This is a genomic window from Sphaerisporangium sp. B11E5 (assembly GCF_039871875.1).
Taxonomy (GTDB): Bacteria; Actinomycetota; Actinomycetes; order Streptosporangiales; family Streptosporangiaceae; genus Sphaerisporangium.
Genome location: NZ_JBDPMD010000011.1, coordinates 1 through 20,207 on the forward strand (window position 1 = coordinate 1; position 20,207 = coordinate 20,207).

Sequence of the window (20,207 nt, forward strand, 5' to 3'; positions counted from 1 at the left end):
CCCGCCCTCCCACGCTCCGCCCCCACGCTCCGCCCCCACGCTCCGCCCTCACGTTCCGGCTCGCACGGCACCCCACAGCCGCCCCCTTGCTCTGGCCCTCACGGCACCCCACCCGCCCGGGCACACCCACCCACCGCGGACACCAACCCACCACGCCGCCCAGAGGTAGGCCACCGGCCCCGTCAGGTCAGGTGGGGGATGCCGGGAAGGCTAGTGGCCGTCGCGGCTGGCGACGATGAGCTGGACGGTGCGTTCCAGCGCGTAGGCGGGGTCGGTGCCACCGCCTTTGACCTGTTCGTCGGCGGTGGCCACGGCCTGGATGGCTTTGGCCAGGCCCACGGGGCCCCAGCCGTTGAGCTGGCGGCGTACACGGTCGACCTTCCAGGGGGGCATGCCCAGGTGGGCGGCGAGTTGGGGGCCGCGCAGGTTGCGGGGGGCGTCGCCGACCTTGGCCAGGGAACGGACGCCGCCGGCCAGGGCGCTGACGATGAGGACGGGGGCGACGCCGGTGGAGAGGGCCCAGCGGAGCTGTTCCAGGGCCTCGCCGAGGCGGCCCTCCACGGCCTTGTCGGCCACGGTGAAGCCGGTGACCTCGGCGCGGCCTCGGTGGTACCGGGCGACGGCGGCCTCGCTGACGGCCTTGCCGGGGGTGTCGAAGGCGAGCTGGGAACACGCGGCGGCCAGTTCGCGCAGGTCGCTGCCCACGGCGTCCAGGAGGGCCTGCGCGGCGTCGGCGCCGATGGTGCGGCCGGCGGCGCGCATCTCGGTCTTGATGAAGTCGAGCCGCTCCCCGGGCTTGGTGAGCTTGGTGACGGTCACGACCGCCGCCCCCGCCTTCTTCAGGCCGTCCACCAGGGCCTTACCTTTCACCCCGCCGGGGTGGGCGAACACCACGACGGCGTCGGGCGACGGGGCCTTGGCGTACTGGACGGCCTCGGCGATGACGTCCTTGGTGAGGTCCTGTGCGGCGCGGACGACGATGACTGAGCGGTCGCCGAACAGCGAGGGCGAGGTGAGCCGGGTCAGTTCCCCGGCCTCGACCTTGCCGCCGGTCAGGTCGTGCACCTGTGCCGGGGGGTCGGCGGCCCGCGCCGCCGCGGCCACCGCGCCGATCGCCCGGTCGGCCAGCAGTTCCTCGTCGCCGATCACCAGGGTGACCGGTGCCGCGTCCGTCGCCATGCCAGCAGCATCCCACGTCCGGACGGCCGCACGGCACCCGGCCGCGCGGCCCCGGACGGCCCGGCGCACCGGCCACGAGCGAACCGCCGCACGACCCCGGACGGCCCGCCGCACCGGCCCCGCGCGGCCTCGGACGGCCCGGCGTACCGGCCCCCGCGCGACCCACCTCCTCCGCCGGACGGCCCCCGCGCCACGCCCCTCACACCGCGCGAAAGCCGTGCTTACCGACCCGTTGACGCGGCCGTAGCACGTATGTAACCTTTGGCCAACACCCTGCAAGAATCTTGCAAGTAGCTGCTCTATTTCTTTCTTCTCTCCGCAACTTCCGGTGGAACGTACTGCGTCCGTGCGCCCGCCTACCCCCCATCCGTCGAGAGATAGAGAACACGATGAGAACGAAGCAGGTACCACGGCTGGTCGCTGCCCTCGTGGCGGCCGGCCTGCTCGTGCTGGGGTGGCCGGTGACGCCGGTCTCCGCGGCGGGCGGCCCCAACCTCGCGGCGGGCAAGACCGCCTCGGCGAGCGGCAGCAACTCCCCCTACGGCGCGGGCAACGTCAACGACGGCAACCAGTCGACCTACTGGGAGGGCACCAACAACGCCTTCCCGCAGTGGGCGCAGGTCGACCTCGGCGCCACCACCTCCGTCGACCAGGTGGTGCTGAAACTCCCACCGGGCTGGGAGGCGAGGACGCAGACCCTGTCGGTCCAGGGCAGCACCACCGGCAGCGGCTTCTCCACCGTCGTCGCCTCGGCCGGGTACTCCTTCGGCCCCTCCGGCGGCAACGTCGTCACCATCAACTTCGGCGCCACCAGCACCCGGTACATCAGGGTGAACATCACCGCCAACACCGGCTGGCAGGCCGCGCAGCTCGCCGAGATCGAGGTCTACGGCGCCGCCGCCTCCAGCTCCAACCTCGCCCAGGGCCGCCCGTTCACCGCGAGCAGCGTCAGCCAGTCGTACGTGGCCGGCAACGCGGGCGACGGGAACCAGGCGACGTACTGGGAGAGCGCCAACAACGCCTTCCCGCAGTGGGTGCAGGCCGACCTCGGCTCCGCGCTCGCGGTCAACCGGGTGGTGCTCAAGCTGCCCACCGCCGGGTGGGGCGCCCGCAACCAGACCCTGTCGGTGCAAGGAAGCACCAACGGCACGTCGTTCTCCGACATCGTGGCCGCGGCCAGTTACTCGTTCGCGCCGACGAGCAACAACACGGTGACGATCAATTTCACCGCCGCCACGACGCGGTACCTGCGGCTCACCTTCACCGCCAACACCGGCTGGCCCGCCGGGCAACTCGCGGAGCTCGAGGCGTACGGCCCGAGCGGCGGCGACACCCAGGCGCCCACCGCGCCCGGCAACCTCGCCTACACCGAGCCCGCCACCGGGCAGATCCGCCTGACCTGGTCGGCCTCCACCGACAACACCGGCGTCACCGGGTACGACATCTACGCCAACAACACCCTGCTCACCAGCGTCGCCGGCAACGTGCTGACCTACACCGACACCCAGCCGGCCTCCGCCACGGTGACGTACCACGTGAAGGCCAAGGACGCCGCGGGCAACCAGTCGCCCAACAGCAACGTGGTGACCCGCAACGGCTCGTCCGGTGACACGCAGGCGCCCACCCCGCCCGGCAACCTCGCCTACACCGAGCCCGCCACCGGGCAGATCCGGCTCACCTGGTCGGCGTCCACCGACAACGTGGCCGTCACCGGCTACGACGTCTACGCCAACAACTCGCTGCGCGGCAGCGTCGCGGGCAACGTGCTGACCTACACCGACACCCAGCCGGCCTCCGCCACCGTGTCGTACCACGTGCGGGCCAAGGACGCCGCGGGCAACCAGTCGTCCAACAGCAACGTGGTGACCCGCAACGGCAGCGGCGGCGGCTCCAACATGGCGGTCGGCAAGCCCATCACCGCCTCCTCCTCGGTGTTCACGTTCGTGGCGGCCAACGCCAACGACAACAACACCGCCACCTACTGGGAGGGCGCCGGCGGGGCGTACCCGAGCGTGCTCACCGTGCAGCTCGGTTCCAACGCCGACGTGTCCTCGGTCGTGCTGAAGCTCAACCCCGACAGCTCGTGGGGCACCCGCACCCAGACGATCCAGGTGCTCGGCCGCGAGCAGAGCTCGTCGTCGTTCGCCAACCTGTCGTCGGCGGCGACCCACACCTTCAACCCGGCGAGCGGGAACACCGTGACGATCCCGGTCTCCGGGCGGATCGCGGACGCGCAGCTGCGCATCACGTCCAACTCGGGGGCCCCGGCCGGGCAGATCGCCGAGTTCCAGGTGATCGGCGTGCCCGCGCCCAACCCGGACCTCACCGTCACCGCGCTCACCGCCTCGCCCGCCTCCCCGGTGGAGACCGACGCGGTCACGCTGACCGCGACGGTGCGCAACATCGGCAACGCGGCGAGCGCGGCCACCGACGTCGGCTTCTCCCTGGCCACCACCAAGGTCGCCACCGCCACCGTGGGAGCGCTGGCCGCCGGGGCGCAGGCCACGGTGACCACCGATATCGGCACCAGGGACGCCGGGACGTACGCCCTGACGGCCAAGGTGGACGAGGGCGGCACGGTCATCGAGCAGAACGACACCAACAACTCCTTCACCAGCCCGTCCTCGCTGGTGGTGCGGCCGGTGGACAGCTCCGACCTGGTCGCGAGCACCAGTTGGTCGCCGAGCAACCCCGCCGTCGGCAACACCGTGACGTTCAGCGTGGCGATCAGGAACCAGGGCACCATCGCCTCCGCCGCCGGGGCGCACGGCATCACGCTCACCGTCCTCAACGACGCCGGCACCGTGGTGCGCACCCTCACCGGGTCCTACAGCGGCACCATCGCCGCCGGGGCCACCGCGCCGCCGGTCAACCTCGGCACCTGGACGGCCGCCAACGGCAAGTACACCGTGCGCACGGTGCTCGCCAACGACGGCAACGAGCTGCCGGTCAAGCAGGCCAACAACACCGGCAACCAGCCGTTCTTCGTCGGCCGCGGCGCCAACATGCCGTACGACATGTACGAGGCCGAGGACGGTGTGACCGGCGGCGGCGCGCAGGTGGTCGGGCCGAACCGCACCATCGGCGACCCCGCGGGCGAGGCGTCCGGCCGCAAGGCCGTGACGCTGAACTCCAACGGCAGCTACGTCGAGTGGACCACCAAGGCCAGCACCAACACGCTGGTCACCCGGTTCTCCATCCCCGACGCCCCGGGCGGCGGCGGGATCAACTCCACGCTCAACATCTACGTCAACGGCACCTTCCTCAAGCCGATCAACCTGACGTCCCGGTACGCCTGGCTGTACGGCAACGAGACCGCCCCCGGCAACTCGCCGGGCGCCGGGTCGCCGCGGCACATCTACGACGAGGCCAACGTCCTGCTCGGCACCACCGTCCCAGCGGGCAGCAAGATCAGGCTGCAGAAGGACCCGGCCAACACCCACACCTACGCGATCGACTTCGTCAACCTGGAGCAGGTGGCGCCGATCGCCAACCCCGACCCCGCGCGGTACACCGTCCCGGCCGGCTTCACCCACCAGGACGTGCAGAACGCGCTGGACCGGGTGCGGATGGACACCACCGGCACACTGGTGGGCGTCTACCTGCCGACGGGGGACTACCAGACCAGCAACAAGTTCCAGGTGTACGGCAAGCCGGTCAAGGTGGTCGGCGCCGGGCCGTGGTTCACCCGCTTCTCCACGCCGTCCACGCAGGAGAACACCGACGCGGGCTTCCGGGCCGAGTCGTCGGCGAACGGCTCGACGTTCTCGAACTTCGCCTTCTTCGGCAACTACACGTCGCGCATCGACGGGCCTGGCAAGGTGTTCGACTTCTCCAACGTCGCCAACATGGTGATCGACAACATCTGGAACGAGCACACGGTGTGCCTCTACTGGGGCGCCAACACCGACTTCATCACGATCAAGAACTCTCGTATCCGCGACCTGTTCGCCGACGGCGTCAACATGACCAACGGCAGCACCGACAACCTGGTCACCAACAACGAAGCCAGGTCCACCGGTGACGACAGCTTCGCGTTGTTCTCCGCGATCGACGCCGGCGGCGCCGACGAGAAGAACAACGTCTACGAGAACCTGACGGCCATCCTGCCGTGGCGGGCCGCGGGCCTCGCGGTCTACGGCGGGTACGCCAACACGTTCCGCAACATCTACATCGCCGACACGCTGACCTACTCGGGCATCACGATCAGCTCTCTCGACTTCGGATACCCGATGAACGGCTTCGGCGCCGACCCGCCGACCCGGTTCGAGAACATCTCGATCATCCGCGCCGGTGGCCACTTCTGGGGCGCGCAGACGTTCCCCGGAATCTGGATCTTCTCCGCCTCCAAGGTCTTCCAAGGCATCCGTGTCACCGACGTGGACATCGTGGACCCGACCTACAGCGGCATCATGTTCCAGACCAACTACGTCGGCGGCCAGCCCCAGTTCCCGGTGAGAGACACCGTCTTCACCAACGTCTCCATCACCGGCGCCCAGCGAAGCGGCGACGCCTTCGATGCCAAGTCGGGCTTCGGCATCTGGGTCAACGAGATGCCGGAAGCCGGCCAGGGCCCCGCAGTAGGCTCCGCCACCTTCAACAACCTCCGGATGAGCAACAACTACCAGAACATCAAGAACACCACCTCCACCTTCACCCTCACCATCAACTGACCCTTCCGGGGCCGCGCGCTACCTCACCGCGCGCGGCCCCACCAAGGCCCCCCACCGCCCCCAGCGGCCGGGGGGCCACTCTTTTCGGCTCCAGCCGGCCTGCCCTTCGCCCGGTGCGCGGCGCCCGAACGGCGGCCGCAGACGGGGTGCCGGCAGAACATTTACTGACGAAGTGGTGTCAGCAGTTCTGTCGGCAGTTCGCTTTTGGCCCGGCAGCGCCCCTGGGCTCAGAGTCACCACCTCCTCCCCGAGGCTGAGATCCCCCTACCGCCCCCCGGTAAAAGGTAAAATTCTGCAATCTCGTCGGTCACACGACACACCTGCGCAACCATGTGTCCCATTGCAAGTCAACGGCAATTCACCTGCAGGTATGCTCGGGCATTCTGCAGATGAGAGAAACCACGCGCCGGGAGGAGGTGAAGATCCGTGAAGCTGGCTCAGCAGCGTCACAGTTGCCCACGCTGTGGCTCGCCCCTGGACGAAGGTCCCGTCCTCTACCGCTGCGCGATGTGCCACCGCTACGTCTACGCCGCCGACCTCGACACCGAGTTCCGCACCGTGGCCCACGCCACCGACGTCATCTGACGCACCACCGGCCCTCACATCCGGCGTCCGCACGAGGCGCCGACGACACGTCCCCGGGCCGTCAACGGCGACGGGGGACGACAGCGAGCTGACGGCCGGTGACGGCCACCGCCAAATCGCCGGAACGATCCGTCCGGTAGACGCGCATGCCCAGGAAGGTGAGCCGGGCCACGGTACGTGGTGACGGGTGTCCGTAGTCGTTCGGTGCCCCGACACTGATCAAGGCGGCGCGAGCCCGGGTGGCGGCCAGAAAAGCGTGGTCCTGCCGGGCGGACCCATGGTGCGGAACCTTCAGGACGTCGGCCGGTGGAAGACCGTGCCGCACGAGAGCGGCCTGGGCCTCGTTCTCGATGTCGCCGCAGAGCAACGCCGTCCCGTACGGCCACCGGACGTGGAGCACGACACTCCCGTTGTTGATCGATGCCCCCTCCCCCGCGCCCGCCTTGGCCACTCCAGGGACCGGTCCGATGACGGTCAACGAGACCTGCCCCACCCGCCACGCCGTACCGGCCGCCACCCCCCGCACGGGGATCCGCCGCGAGCGCAGGTCGTCCACCACCACGCCACTTCGCCCCCAGTAACGCCCGACGAGCTCAGCCGCCGTGAACCCGCCACCCCCGACGCCGTCAGCAGCGCCGGCCTCCCCGTGCCCGCTGGGTCCCGGCCCCCGCGACCCGCTCGCCGGCCCCGGGGCATGAGAACGGTCGTCGGAGTCGAGATCGCCTGGGCCGAGGAGGATCGTGCCGATGGGGCGGTGGCGCAGGGCACCGGTCAGGCCGCCGGTGTGGTCGGCGTGCGGGTGGGTGAGGATCAGCAGGGGGATCCGGCGGACACCGAGGTCGCGCAGGCAGCGGTCCATGAGGGCAGGCGCGGGGCCGGTGTCGACCACCACCGCTTGTGCGTCGCCTGCGTTGAGGACCAGGGCGTCACCCTGGCCTATGTCGCAGGACACCAGCAACCAGTTCCTCGGGGGCCAGGGAGCGAGGACCGGGCGTACCAGGACGGCGCAGACGATCAGCGCCGTGGCGACGGCGCAGGCCGCGAGGCGCAGTGCGGGGCGGCGGAGGAGGAGCCAGATCGCGGCCGCCAGGGCGAGGAGGAGCAGCAGTCCGGCCAGGCCCGGGAGCCAGGGGAGGGTGGCGGCGGGGATCGCGGCCGCGTGGCGGGCCACCTGGATGAGCCAGGCGGCGGGGTAACCGGCGAGGTGTGCCAGTAACCGGGCGGCCTCGATGTCGATCGGGGCGAGCGCGGCGGCGGCGAAGCCCAGCACGGTGGCGGGTGGCACCGCGGGGGCGGCCAGCAGATTGGCGGGGACGGCCACCAGGCTCAGCTCGCCGGACATCAGTACGAGCAGCGGTGTCACCGCCGCCTGCGCCCCTGCGGCCACCGCGACCGCCTCGGCCGCCCAGCGGGGGATGCGCCGGGCCATGCGGTCCCGCAGGCGCGGCGCGAGCACCAGGATGCCTGCCGTGGCGAACACCGACAGGGCGAAGCCGTACTCCCTGGCGAGGGCCGGGTCGAACAGGATCAGCCCGAGAACCGTCACCGACAACGCCGCCAGCCCGTCCTTGGACCGCCCGGTGCCGAGCGCCAGCGCCGCCACCGACCCCATGACCAGCGCCCGCAACACACTCGGCGACAACCTGGCGATCACCGCGAACCCCACCATCGCCACCACAGCCACCACCGCCCGCCCCACCGGCGGCACCCTCGCCCCCCTCCCCACCGCCAGGACAAACCCCGCGATCACTGCCAAATTAGCCCCGGAGACCGCAAGCAAATGACTGAGCCCGGCGTCGCGGAAGTCCTCCCTGACGTCCTCCCGCATCAACGACACGTCCCCCACCACCAGCCCCGGCAACAACCCCCTCTCCTCCGGCGGCAACACCTCGGCCGCCCTCCGCAACCCGTCCCTGAACACCTCCGCCCCCCGCTGCACAACCCCCGCCCCACCCACCACCACCGGCTCCCCCCGAGCCGACAACACCCCGACCAGCAACCCCCCACCATCCGCACCCCCCAACCGCCCACGAACCCGCACCCGCTCCCCCACCCGCACCACCGCCCATCCGTCCCCCTCCCCGAACACCACCACCGCCGCCCGTACTCTCACCCCACCGACCTCCGGAGTCCGCGAGCTCTCCGAGGGATGCGCGGTCGCCGGAGGGGGCGCGATCCACACGATGTCTCCCTCGACGACCACCCGTTCGCGCCGCGACGACCCGTGGTGGTTCGGCAGCACCCGGGGATCCCCGCTCACCACGACCTCGGCCGTCACCACCGCCCGTTCCCGCACCAGCTCCGCCACCGGCCCCGTGGTGACCGCATGAACTGGCAGCGCGACACCACCACTCGCCGCCGCCACCCCTATCAGCACCGCCATCGACACGCTCCCCCACGCCCCCTCCAGCCGACGGAGACGACGGAGGGGCAACGAGGTGCCACGTCGCGACAGCAGGGGCAACGTGACGAGAGCCCCAAGGGTGACCACCGCGATCGCACATGTGATCATGCCAGTGATCGAGGAGCACCCAAGCAGGACCGCGGCCGTCGCCCACGCCGCCAGCCCCGGCGGCACCAACCGCCACGTCCACACTCCCCCGGTCACGCCCCCCACCTCACCGGTGCGCCCCGACGAAGACCCGGGTTCGTCACGGGGACGGATGACGGCGGTCATACGCGCACCCTCGTCCGCAGATCGGCATATTTCCGTTCGCCGATGCCGGTGACTTCGCGGAGCTGGTCCACGCTGCGGAAGCCGCCGTGGGTCTGGCGGTACTCGATGATGCGGGTGGCGAGCACCTCGCCGACCCCGGGGAGGGTCTCCAGTTGGCCGGTGGTGGCGGTGTTCAGGTCCAAGGGCTCGGTCGTGGTCGCCGCCGGGTCGGGGACGGCGGGCGGTGGGGCGGCTGTGCCGGCCTTGGCGCCGACGATGATCTGTTCGCCGTCGATCAGGCGGCGGGCCAGGTTGAGACCGGTCGGGGTGACTCCGGTGCGGAAACCGCCGGCGGCGGTGACGGCGTCGGCCACGCGGGAGCCCAGAGGGAGGGTCACCAACCCTGGTTTCCGGACCTTCCCGGTCACATGGACGACGACCTGAGCCGTCTGGGGAGTGACGCCGACAGGCCCGGACGAGGGCGGCTGGGCGACGGGAGGTAGGACGGCGGTGGTGGGTGCGGGCGTACCGGCAACGGCGGTGGCCGCCGCCGGGAGCGTGGTCGTGGTGGCGGGGAGCAGCGGGAGGAGGGGGTCCGGTACGGGGCGGGAGCGCCACAGGTAGACGCCGCCGGCGAACAGAGCGAGCAGGCCGGCGACCAGTAGCACGCGCAGCCCTGGGCGGCCGATGTCCAGTGCGGGCACGTGACCGGCGAGAAAACGATTGAGCCGGGCACGAAGCGAGGGGGCGACAAGCGGCCCGGACCAGATTCGGGCTGAGGGCGGGCGATCGTCCACCAAGACGCGGCCGGAAGGCGGGGGGTCCTCCGCCCAAGCACGGGCAGAGGATGGCTGGTCGTCCGCCAAGGCGCGGCCGGAAGGCGGGTGGTCGTCCGCCCAAGCGTGGCCGGAGGGCGGGTGGTCCTCCGCCCCAGCGCGAGCAGAGGGTGGGTGGTCGGGTGTCCAGGGGCGGGTGAAAGGTGAGTGGTCGTCTGTGGATGGGTTTTCCTCGGTGTGCGCCTGCCATGGGGGGATCACGTGGCGCATCCGGTTGTCCCAGGTGCCGGCTGCGGTCACGGTCAGCGACGACTGGCGGGGTTCACCTTGGGTCTGGAAGAGGGCATCCGGACGGGAATCGGGGGGCGTACTGCTCGGGGGCAGCCCCTCGGGTGGTGGTTGCCATTGGGTGGCACCATCGCCCACATGGTCGTCCGGGGCACCGTCCGCATCCGGGTCCAGTGATGGCTGTGGCAGGTCACCTTGAGGGAGGGACAGAGGATCTGGACGGGAATCGGGCGGGATCGGGTGGGGTGCCTGGGGGGTCTTCGTGTTGTTTGAACGGGCGGGGGTGCGTTGGGGGAGGGAGAGGGCTTGGAGGCGGGAAGTGGCGATTGTGCTGGTGGAGAGGGGCTTCGGGGGGCGGCGCATGAAGGGGAATTTAGAAGGGGTCGGCTTGTGAGGGGTTAGCCGAGTGGGGTTCTGTGGATAACTCCCGGAGGGCGTGTTGGAGAGGGTGGCCATCCACGGGGAACCCACGGTGGGGACGGGTTAGTTCAGGGTGAGGACGGGTTAGGGATGGGGACGGGTTGGTTCGAGGCGGACGGGTTGGTTCGAAGCGGAGGATGCTTCGAGGCTGACGGGGTGGTTCGGAACGGACGGGTTGATTCGGGCCGGACGCGTTGGTTCGAAGCGGAGGATGCTTCGGGGTGGACGGGTTGGTTCGAGGCGGGACCGGGTTGGTTCGGGGTGGGGAGGGGCTAGTTCGGGGTGGGGGCTACGGTGACGGCGAGCATTCCTGGGCCGGTGTGGACGGCTACGGCTGGGCCTACCTCCAGGATTCGGATTGTGGTGATGGTGGGGATGCGGGTGGTCAGGTGGTCGGCGAGGGTTTGGGCTCGGGTGGGGGCGGCCAGGTGGTGGACGGCTATGTCCACGGGGTGGGGGCCGGCGGCGCGGATGGCCAGGTCTTCCAGGCGGGCCAGGGCTCGGGTGGAGGTGCGGACCTTTTCCAGGGGGGCGATGGTGCCGCCGGTTATGTGGAGCAGCGGCTTGATGGCCAGGGCGGAGCCCAGGAAAGTGGCGGCGGCGCCGATGCGGCCGCCGCGGCGTAGGTGTTCCAGGGTGTCCACGTAGAAGAAGCTGTGGGCGGCTTCGGCGCATCGCTTGGCCATGGCGGCCACCTCGGGGCGGGAGAGGCCTTGCTGCGCGGCCTTCGCGGCGGCCAGTACCGGGAAGCCCAGGCCCATGGCCAGTGAGCGGCTGTCCACCACGTCGACCGGGATGGGGGCGTCTTGAGCCGCCAGGCGGGCCGAGTCGACTGTGCCGGACAGCGCGCCTGACAGATGGATCGAGACCACCTCGCGGGCGCCTCTCGCGGCGGCTTCCTCGTATATCTCGGCGAAGCGCTGGGGGGCGGGGCGGGAGGTCGACACCGGGGACCAGTCCTTCAGGGCGGCGGCCAGCCCGGCCACGTCGATCTGTGTGCCGTCGTCCAGGGTGCGGTCGCCCACGATGACCTGGAGCGGGATCACGATGATCCCGAGCTGCTCCACTTCCGCCGGCTGGAGGTAGGCGGTCGAATCAGTGACCACGGCGACCGGTTGTGACATGACCGAAGGTTACCCGCGGCCCTGTGGTTCCGGGTGGCAGGTGTCCGACAGGGAGAAGCGTGCGAGGAAGTCCGCCCAGCCGTCGGCCAGGTTGTGGGGAAGGCTGGAGCGGGCGACGACGGGGCAGAGGTCGGTCACCGCTTGCCGGGGGTCGAGGTTCCATTCCCGGACGGCGCCGCTGGAGTCGCCGGCGAGCAGCGTGCGGCCGTCGGGGCGGAACGACAGGGCGCGTACTTCGCCGCGGTGGCCGTACAGGTCGCCGACCACCTGGTACGTGGCCGCGTCCAGCAGGCGGATCGTCTGGTCGTTGCCTCCGAGGGCGATCAGGCGGCCGTCGGGGCTGAAGGCGGCCGTGTTCGCGTCGGCCTTCGCCAGGACCGGGGTGCCGGCGCCGGTACGCATGCCGTCGTACACGGCCCCGGCGGGCCATCGGGTGATGCCGCCGTCGGCGTCGGTGCTGATGATGGTCCGCCCGTCGGGGCTCACGGCGATGTCCCTGATCCGCTTGATGTAGCCGCCCCAGTTGGCGAGCAGGGCGTCCCTGCCGCGGCCGTCCAGGTCCACGAAGTGGATCGCCCCTCCCGCGCCGGCGCCGATCAGGGTGTGCCCGTCGGCGCCGAAGGCCACCGCCGTGGTCAGCAGGGGTTTGCTCCAGTTGGAGAAGACGTGCGGAAGTTCGCGGATCTTGTGGAAGGTTCTCGCGTCCCACAGCACGGCGTTGTCCGAGGCGTCGGCCGTGGCGATGGTCCTGCCGTCACGGCTGAAGGCCACGGAGACGATGGGCTCGGTGTGCGCGGTGAGGGTCGCCTTGGGACGGGTGCCGGAGAAGTCCCACACCTTCGCCGTCCGGTCGTTGCCCGCGCTGACCATCGTCGTGCCGTCGGGGCTGATCGCGAGGGCGCGCACGCCCCGGCGGTGGGCGGGGACCCGGACCGCGCCGGCCATCCGTTCGGCCGGGTTCCACCAGGTGACGGTGCCGTCGCCGCCACCCGCGGCGGCGATCCGCCCGGCGGCGCCGAACGCGACGGCGTTGACCGCCGTGAAGAGGCCGGGACCGGGTCCGGGACGGCCGCCGCGGAGCAGGGTCACCGACGAGTCGACGTCGGCGATCGCGAGGGTCTGGCCGTCAGGGCTGAACGCCGGCGCCCACGCCGTCTCCGCGAATCCGCCGAGGGAGGCGAGGGGGTTGCCGTCGGCCACCGACCAGAGCGTGACAGGGGGGCCGCCCGAGGACAGGCCGTCAGCGACGGCGATGGCGTCGCCGGACGGCGTGAACGCGGCCGTCGCCCCGCCGTTCAGCCTCGTCTCCTTGACCCACTTCCCGGTGTCCCACAAGGTGGTGATCTCCGCGTTCAGCAGGTCCATCTCGCCGACCGCCATGGTCAGGCCGTCAGGGCTGAACGAGATGCCCCTCGGCAGGGACGTGGCCCTGTCCAGTGTCCTCGTCTTCCGTAACGCCGGCAGGGATCCCGTGTCGAACAATTCGAGCCGCTCGCCGAGTACGGCGAGCAGGTTCCGGCCCGGCACGAACGCCGCCGCGACCGCTTCCTTCGCCGGCAGGGTCGCCGCCAGGCGGAAACCGCCGGTCCGCCACAGCCGGACGTCGCCCCCGGCGCTGGCCAGCAGCCGGGAGTCCGCGCTGAACACGACGGACCGGACCTCCCCGGGGTGACCGGTCAGGGTGGCCAGGAGTTCACGGCGCGCGACACTCCACAGCCGCACGGTGCGGTCCTCACCAGCGGTGGCGAGCATCGAGCCGTCCGGGCTGAAGGCCACCACGCCGACGGGGGCCGTGTGGCCGGTGAGGGTGGCCGACAGGGTGCGGTTCGCCGTGTCCCACAGCCGCACCGTACGGTCGTCGCCCGCCGTGGCGAGGACACGTCCCTCAGGGCTGAAGGCGATCGTGGAGACGTCGCCGGCGCGCGGCAACCGGTCGTTGGCCAGGTGGCCGTGCGCGGTGAGCAGGGCTCCCCACGCCTCTGGCGAGGGAGTGGCCGTCCAGGCGGCCAGAGCGAGGGCGATGGACTCGAGGGGCGAGGCGTCGAAGCGTGCGATCGACTGCGCGGCGAGACGCCGTGACAGGTCGCCGTTCTCCCGTTCGCGGGCCCTTCCGACCTGTATCGCCCACAGCCCCGTCGTGGCCGATGCCAGGACGAACGCCGTACCGGCGGCGAGCACGGCGGTGCGCACCCGGTTCCACCGGTAGAGGCGGCGGCGCGCCTGGGCCGCCGTCGCTACCCAGATGACGTTCTCGCTCGTCACCTCCCGCCGGTTGGCGGCGGGCGCGACCACCGTCAGTTTCTCGGCCGCGGCCCTGTCGAGCTTGGCCTGCAGGCCGCCGACCTTCGTCAGCTCGCCGTCCGGGGTGACGTCCCCGGTGACGGCGTGGTCGCGGTAGGGGTGGCGCAGCAGCCCGGACAGGCGACGGCCGGCGGCGACGGCGCGTGAGGCGGCCAGGGCCCTCGGGGACGGCGGGCCGAGGAGCTCTTCCAGCAGGACGGCGAACGCGGCGCCCAGGGAGGCCCCGATGACCCGTTGACGCCGGTACCCGGGGACCTCCAGCCGCCAGAGCACGCACGGTACGCGCGGGCGGCCCCCGGTCTGGTACTCCCACGCGGCGGTCAGCGCCCGCTGGAACTCCTCGTCGGCGGTGAACATGCTCATGGTCCGCGGATCGGGATAAAGCCCCTGCGGTCCTCGGAAGATCTCCAGTTCCAGGCGGCCGAGCAGGCCCGTCCCCTCGGGCCGCTGCGGCGCGAGCAGGACCTTGATCTCCCGTCGCCGCGAGGGAGGCGGCCGGTGGTCCTCGGCCAGCAGCAGCGCCTGCATCAGCACCATGGACCGGGCCGCTCCCCCGGGCATGGGGGCGAGCGTGTCGGCAAGGCGCTGGACGCGGTGCAGCCCGGGGCGGCCGGGAAGGTCGGCGGGCAGCAGGCGGGTGGGCAGCGTGCAGGCCCCGGCCCAGGCGTCCACCATGCCGGACAGGAGGCCGCGCGCCGTACGGCCGTCCGTCGTCTCGCCGCCGTCCCCGGCGAGCACCGCGAGCCGGGCGATGTGGAGCGCCCGGGTCGCCACCGGACCCGGCCCGTCGCCTGTGTGAACGGCGGGAGTCCCCGCCGGGCCGGGGCCGTCGCCCGTGTGAACGGCCCGGGTCCCCGCCGGGCCGGGGCCGTCGCCCGTGTCCACGGCCCGGGTCCCCGTGGGGACCAGGCCTTCACCGTGGGAGTCGGGGTCCTGCTTGTCGAGCACCCGCAGGGCCCAGCAGGCCGAGGGGTCGTCCGCCCATTCGCGCAGGAGTTCTGGGCGCGAACGGGCGGCGTCCCGGCAGGCGTCCCACCACAGGCCGCCGGTGAGCCGGTCCCACGCCTCGTGCTCCTCCAGCCCGTTCTCCGGGTCGTCGAGGAAGTTCGTGTCGCGTCGTTCGAGCAGCAGGAGGGAGTCAAGGGCGGAAACAGAGGTCTTCCTCGTCAGGAAGGCCGGTCGCCATGCCAGCGCCATAGCCAGATAATCACCTGAGTCCGTGACCGGTTGACCGCGTACGCCAGGTCGCGCCCGGGTGATGCCACGATAAGGACACCGAGGCCGCGTTGTCCCTGGAACGCGCCGATCCGCCGAGTACACCGGCGATACCATGACCCCATGCCCACGCCGCCCGGCGAACCGCGGGACGGAGTCGATCTCGTCCCACCCCCCAGGGAGTCGTTGCGTCACGCCGTCCGGCGCCGCTGGCGTTCCGTGGGACGGCATCGCGGCCTGCGTCACTGGCTGCTCACCCGGGGAGTTTCCGTACTTCTCGTGTACGCGGTCCTCTTCGTCGTCAACGGCGTGTGGATCGGCTGGCGGCAGGCGTACGACGTGAGCGTCGGCATCACCTCGCCGGCGGCCACCGCCGCCCCGGTGCCGGCGTGGTTCCTGTCCGTCGCGGGGTGGCTGCTGGTCCCGGGGGTCGTGGGCGCGGTGGCGGGCTACGCGGTCAGCAGCGCGATCACGTCCCGGCGCACCAGGCCGCTGGAGGACCTTTACCCCGAGCCCGGCGATGACTGAGCTCATCCCCCTGCTGTCCGACCTGCTGTTCGTGCACTGCGGGTTCGTGGTTCCGGACGGCTTCGCCGAGTCCTATGTGAAACTGCACGAGAACGACTGGAACAGGGCCCAGGACCACTGGGAACGCTTCGTCCAGCGGGTTCTGGACAGCGACCGGGTCGAACCCTACGCGCAGGGGGAACGGGCCATGAAGCAGGCGGTGGCGGCGGCGAGCTCGGTGCTGCACGAGACACCGCTGCAGAGCCGCTGCCCCCGGTGCGTCAGTGAAAGGAGGCGGTCGTGACCACTGAGGAGCCGGTGCACGGTGGCTTCGAACGGCTCTGCCGCGAGCTCCTCGCGGAGGCGTACCCCGAGGCGGATGCCCGCTGGCTCGACGAGCACACGGCGAGCGCCCTGGCGGCGGCCGACCGCGCGGTGGCCATGGCGGACCTCCGGGCCGACGCGGCGCGGCAGGAGATCAGGGCGGCCGTGCTGGAGCTGCTCGGCAGGCTGCGCGGCCGGGACTTCTCACCCGACGCCCTCGCCGCCGAGGTCGAGACGGAGGCCGTGAAGCTGACGGCCACCGCGCGCCCGGCCGGTCCGAGGTTCGCCGTCACTTTGCGGGCCGAGTCCGCGACCCTCGCCGTGGGCGAGCTGGCCGGGCTCTGGCTGGCCGCCAGGGCGACCGGCCCGCGTGCGGCACGCCTGCCGGTCCGCTACCTCGCCCAGTTCACCGCGCAGGGTGTCGCGGTGTTCTCCAACGTCCCCGCGGGACGCTGGACCTTCGACCTCCTGACGCACTCCTCGCCCGGTGACCGGCCGGGCGCCTACCCCATGCCTTCCGTGCGGACGGACGTGGCCGCGGCCGCCACCGGCTCCTACGCGGTGGCGACGCCGGACGGTGCGCTGTTCGTGCTGCACGACCTGGCGGGCGAGAGCCCCACCCTGGAGATCACCGCTCCGGACGGCCGCCCGCGGCTCGTGCCGATCCGGTACCGGGACCGGACAGGCACGGCACACCGGATCCTCGTCGCCCTGGCTCCCGCCGACACCGGCCCCGCGTCCTCACGTGTCGATCTCCCTGGGTTCTCGCCGGACAGCCCATGGGAGGCGGGCCCTTTCCTGGACGAGGACGCCATCGCGTCCGCTGACGCCCGGCTCGTCGCCGACTCGGTCAGGGCGACCCGCGACCGTGCCACGCTGCGCGCCTGGCGGTCGGTGGCGAAGGTGGTGCCCGAGCTCGCCGGCGTGATCGCGAAGGCGCTCCCCCGACCATGACCACGCCCGCCGCAGGCACGGCGGAGCGGGCCCGTCGCGTCCGCCGCGGGTACAGAGGTGCGGGCCGACCGCGCTCACCGCGGGTACGGCGGAAACGGGGCTACTGGACGGGAGTGCCGCCGCGCCAGACGCGGCGGGGCTTCAGGCCGAAGCCCCAGGCGAAGGCGCCTTCGTGGTCGGCGTCCCATTGCACGATGTCGGCCAGGCGGCCGGGGGCGAGGACGCCGCGGTCGGGGGCGCCGAGCACGGTGGCGCCGCCCAGGGTGGCGGCTCGCAGGGCGTCGCCGACGCTGATGCCGAAGGCGGCCACGGCGAGGCTGATCACCAGGGACATCGAGGTGATGCCGCAGTGGCCGGGGTTGTGGTCGCTGCCCAGGGCCACTGTGACGCCCTGGGCCAGCATGCGGCGGACCGGGGGGAGGGTCTGCTGCTGGAGGGCGGTGCCGGGGCACACGACCGCGGGGACGCCGTAGCGGGACAGCAGCGCGATGTCCTCGTCGGCCGTGTGGTGGAGGAGGTCGGCGGAGGAGCAGCCGAGCTCGGCGGCGAGCTGGACGGCGCCGCGGCGCTTGTAGGCGCCGGCGTGGACGCGCGGGAGCAGGCCCACGTTGCGGCCGCAGGTGAGGACGAAGCGGGCTTCGTCGGGGGTGAAGTGGCCGTCGTCGCAGTAGACGTCCACGCTGTCGGCGCCCGCCGCGGCGGCGTCGGCGCACCAGGCGCCCACGGCCTCGACGTAGTCGCGCTGGCGGCCGAAGTACTCAGGCGGGACGACGTGTGCCGCGAGGAAGGTGACGTGCACCCGCGGCATCATCGGCTCCTTCTCGAGCTCGCGCAGCAGGCGGACGTCGGCAAGCTCGCCGTCGCGGGTGAGGTGGTAGCCGGTCTTGGCCTCGACGGTGGTGGTGCCGTTGAGCAGCCAGTCGCGCAGGCGCTCGCGGACGCCGTTGCACAGCGTCCACGGGTCGGTGCCGCGGGTCACGGTGACGGTGGACCCGATGCCGCCGCCCGCGGCGGTGATGGCGCTCGGCGAGGAGCCGCCGGAGCGCATGGCGAGCTCGGCGTAGCGGTTGCCCGCGTAGACCGGGTGGGTGTGCGCGTCGATGAGCCCGGGGGTGACCAGGGCGCCGCCGAGGTTCTCGACGTGGTCGACGTCCACGATGTCGTCCACGACGCCGGGCACGCTCTGCGGCAGGTCGGCGGCGCGTCCGACCCACGCGATGCGGTCGTTGTGCACGAGGATGGCGGCGTTGCTGCAGACGTCGTTGCCCGTCCAGAGCCGGCCGATGTTGGTCAGGAGCCGTACGGTCATGGCATCACCGCCCCGCCGAAGACCGCGGAGACGTCCCGGCACGCCCTCGGAGCCCAGCTCGCGACGGGCGCCACGCCCGCTGGGTCCGCCAGGTTTCCGGACGTCATTGGGGGGTCTCCTGATCTCATCCGCACTGAGGTGCGATGACGGCACCGCCCGGATCTTGGCCGGGCGATTCAGTTCAGTTACGTTATTTCACAGGTCGGCTCGGTGTACAGGGTTATTGAGAAGAACACCGGTTCGTCTCCCCTGTCCGGGACGGGACCACCAGCACCCCGCCATGACGAAACTCCGTACCCCAGCTTCCACCGGCGCCGATCCCGCCCCTGCGGCAGCAGCAGTCACAAGCGTCGTCATGCGAAACCAGCGCCAGAATGTCTTGGTTAGGGTTTCCATATCGTAGCAATAACAGAGGCGCACCGGCCACAGCGGTTTTCCTGCATGTTCGCGAGGTTTACCGCATATGTCAGCCTTTGCACCGGTCTATCCCGTTCGGCAGGCCAGAGGGACGTCGGCCCCCCACCCGCGGGATGAAATGATCTTACTGCGGCACCGTGTAGCCTGCATCGAGAGCATGTTCTACTCGCTACACATTGGCTGGGCCTGGGAGTTGCCTTGACCGTGCAGGATAATACCAGCAGGAGCCATATCCAGGAGTTGATGCGCGACAAGGAGGATCAGATCCTCCAGCGCTGGGTCGAGATCTCCAGTCAACCCCTGCGCGGCCGCCTCAACGACAACGACACCCGCAAGGAGCTCCAGGAGATCTACCGCGCCTTCGTGCGGTCGTTCAGCGACCCCGACGCCTCCGCCGAGCTGAACGGCCTGCTCGCCGACCTGTCCCGGAGCCGTGCGCGCCAGGGCTTCACCCCGAGCGAGACGGCGGTCACGGTCTACGGGCTGAAGGAGGCGGTCTACGAGATCGTGGAGGCGGACGACACCGAGGAGGCCCTGCGCGGCTTCGTCTGGTTGTCGCGCACCATCGACGGTCTCGGCCTGCTGACCTTCGAGATCTACAGCGCCGCCCGCGACAAGATCATCACCGACCAGGCGGAGGAGCTCCTCGAGCTGTCCACCCCGGTGGTGAAGCTGTGGGACGGCATCGTCGGCGTGCCCCTCATCGGCACGCTCGACTCGGCGCGCACCCAGGTCGTCATGGAGAAACTGCTGCAGACCCTCGTGGACACCGGCTCGGAGTACGCGGTGATCGACATCACCGGCGTGCCCGCCGTGGACACCGAGGTGGCGCAGCACCTTCTCAAGACCGTGATGGCCGCCCGGCTGATGGGCGCCAGCTGCGTCATCTCCGGCATCCGCCCGCAGATCGCGCACACCATCGTCACCCTCGGCATCGAGTTCGGCGACATCGTCACCAAGGCCTCCCTCGCGGACGCCCTGGCGTACGTGCTGCGCAAGAGCGGCGTCCAGATCACCTCCAAGGCGAGGACGCGGGTCGCGGTGCGGACCGAGGAGGCCTGATGGACCGGGTGCCCATCCTCAAGATCGGCGAAATCCTGCTCGTCTCCATCCAGGGCGACCTCGACGACCACACGGTGCTGACCCTGCAGGAGGACATCGCCGACAAGGTCGTCGCCACCGGCGCCATCGGGCTGATCATCGACATCACCGCCGTGGAGATCGTCGACTCGTTCGTGGGCCGCATGTTGTCCACGATCGCCGGCATGGCGCGCATGCTGGACGCCGAGACCATCGTCGTCGGCATGCGCCCGGCGGTCGCCATCACCCTGGTCGAGCTCGGCCTGTCCCTCGGCGGACTGCGCACGGCGCTGGACCTGGAGAAGGGCATCGCGTTGCTCAACCAGCGCGCCGACGCGACCGAGGATGATCTGTCAGCGGTCGGCCGGTGAGCGTTCCCCCTGCCGCCGGCACGGTCGC

Annotated in this window: 13 protein-coding genes; 7 read left to right on the top strand and 6 right to left on the bottom strand. The window is 71.3% G+C overall.

Features of this window, described 5'->3' with window-relative positions; genetic code table 11:
- Nucleotides 1-210 precede the first annotated feature (210 nt).
- Complete coding sequence (holA, locus tag ABGB17_RS13415; protein WP_347629067.1) at nucleotides 211-1,179, bottom strand: DNA polymerase III subunit delta; 969 nt, start codon at nucleotides 1,177-1,179, stop codon at nucleotides 211-213.
- Between the two features lie 389 nt (nucleotides 1,180-1,568).
- Between holA and ABGB17_RS13420 the strand changes: the two genes are divergently transcribed.
- Nucleotides 1,569-5,852, top strand: a complete 4,284-nt coding sequence (locus ABGB17_RS13420; RefSeq protein WP_347629069.1) for a discoidin domain-containing protein — start codon at nucleotides 1,569-1,571, stop codon at nucleotides 5,850-5,852.
- A gap of 426 nt (nucleotides 5,853-6,278) precedes the next feature.
- Nucleotides 6,279-6,437 carry a hypothetical protein gene (locus ABGB17_RS13425; protein ID WP_347629071.1) on the top strand — a complete coding sequence of 53 codons (159 nt, stop codon included), beginning with the start codon at nucleotides 6,279-6,281 and terminating at the stop codon, nucleotides 6,435-6,437.
- 61 nt (nucleotides 6,438-6,498) lie between these two features.
- Here ABGB17_RS13425 and ABGB17_RS13430 read toward each other — a convergent pair whose 3' ends face one another.
- The 4 genes from ABGB17_RS13430 to ABGB17_RS13445 form a co-directional block, all read right to left on the bottom strand.
- Nucleotides 6,499-8,820 (bottom strand): ComEC/Rec2 family competence protein, encoded by a 2,322-nt coding sequence (locus tag ABGB17_RS13430; protein WP_347629073.1) that lies wholly within the window; start codon nucleotides 8,818-8,820, stop codon nucleotides 6,499-6,501.
- Between the two features lie 290 nt (nucleotides 8,821-9,110).
- Entirely contained in the window at nucleotides 9,111-9,797 is a 687-nt protein-coding gene (locus tag ABGB17_RS13435) for a ComEA family DNA-binding protein (protein ID WP_347629075.1), read from the bottom strand.
- A 1,052-nt stretch (nucleotides 9,798-10,849) separates the two neighbouring features.
- Nucleotides 10,850-11,701, bottom strand: a complete 852-nt coding sequence (locus ABGB17_RS13440; RefSeq protein WP_347629077.1) for a DegV family protein — start codon at nucleotides 11,699-11,701, stop codon at nucleotides 10,850-10,852.
- A gap of 9 nt (nucleotides 11,702-11,710) precedes the next feature.
- Complete coding sequence (locus ABGB17_RS13445) at nucleotides 11,711-15,199, bottom strand: WD40 repeat domain-containing protein (protein WP_347629079.1); 3,489 nt, start codon at nucleotides 15,197-15,199, stop codon at nucleotides 11,711-11,713.
- A 141-nt stretch (nucleotides 15,200-15,340) separates the two neighbouring features.
- On the opposite strand from ABGB17_RS13445, the gene ABGB17_RS13450 reads away from it, so the two are divergent.
- The 3 genes from ABGB17_RS13450 to ABGB17_RS13460 are packed head-to-tail and all read left to right on the top strand — an operon-like array spanning nucleotide 15,341 to nucleotide 17,002.
- Nucleotides 15,341-15,745, top strand: coding sequence for a DUF6313 family protein (locus tag ABGB17_RS13450; protein WP_347629081.1), 405 nt, complete (start codon nucleotides 15,341-15,343; stop codon nucleotides 15,743-15,745).
- Complete coding sequence (locus ABGB17_RS13455) at nucleotides 15,738-16,028, top strand: DUF6313 family protein (protein ID WP_347629084.1); 291 nt, start codon at nucleotides 15,738-15,740, stop codon at nucleotides 16,026-16,028. Before ABGB17_RS13450 ends, ABGB17_RS13455 begins: the two co-directional genes overlap by 8 nt.
- Nucleotides 16,025-17,002 (top strand): hypothetical protein, encoded by a 978-nt coding sequence (locus tag ABGB17_RS13460; RefSeq protein WP_347629086.1) that lies wholly within the window; start codon nucleotides 16,025-16,027, stop codon nucleotides 17,000-17,002. Before ABGB17_RS13455 ends, ABGB17_RS13460 begins: the two co-directional genes overlap by 4 nt.
- Before the next feature lie 100 nt (nucleotides 17,003-17,102).
- Here the strand turns inward: ABGB17_RS13460 and ABGB17_RS13465 are convergent, their stop codons facing one another.
- The gene (locus ABGB17_RS13465) at nucleotides 17,103-18,311 is read right to left on the bottom strand and encodes an amidohydrolase family protein (protein ID WP_347629088.1); all 1,209 of its coding nucleotides are present in this window, start codon (nucleotides 18,309-18,311) and stop codon (nucleotides 17,103-17,105) included.
- Between the two features lie 660 nt (nucleotides 18,312-18,971).
- Between ABGB17_RS13465 and ABGB17_RS13470 the strand changes: the two genes are divergently transcribed.
- Nucleotides 18,972-19,790 (top strand): STAS domain-containing protein, encoded by an 819-nt coding sequence (locus ABGB17_RS13470; RefSeq protein ID WP_347629090.1) that lies wholly within the window; start codon nucleotides 18,972-18,974, stop codon nucleotides 19,788-19,790.
- Nucleotides 19,790-20,179, top strand: a complete 390-nt coding sequence (locus ABGB17_RS13475) for an STAS domain-containing protein (protein ID WP_347629092.1) — start codon at nucleotides 19,790-19,792, stop codon at nucleotides 20,177-20,179. The genes ABGB17_RS13470 and ABGB17_RS13475 overlap by 1 nt, the downstream gene beginning before the upstream one ends.
- Nucleotides 20,180-20,207: the final 28 nt, after the last annotated feature.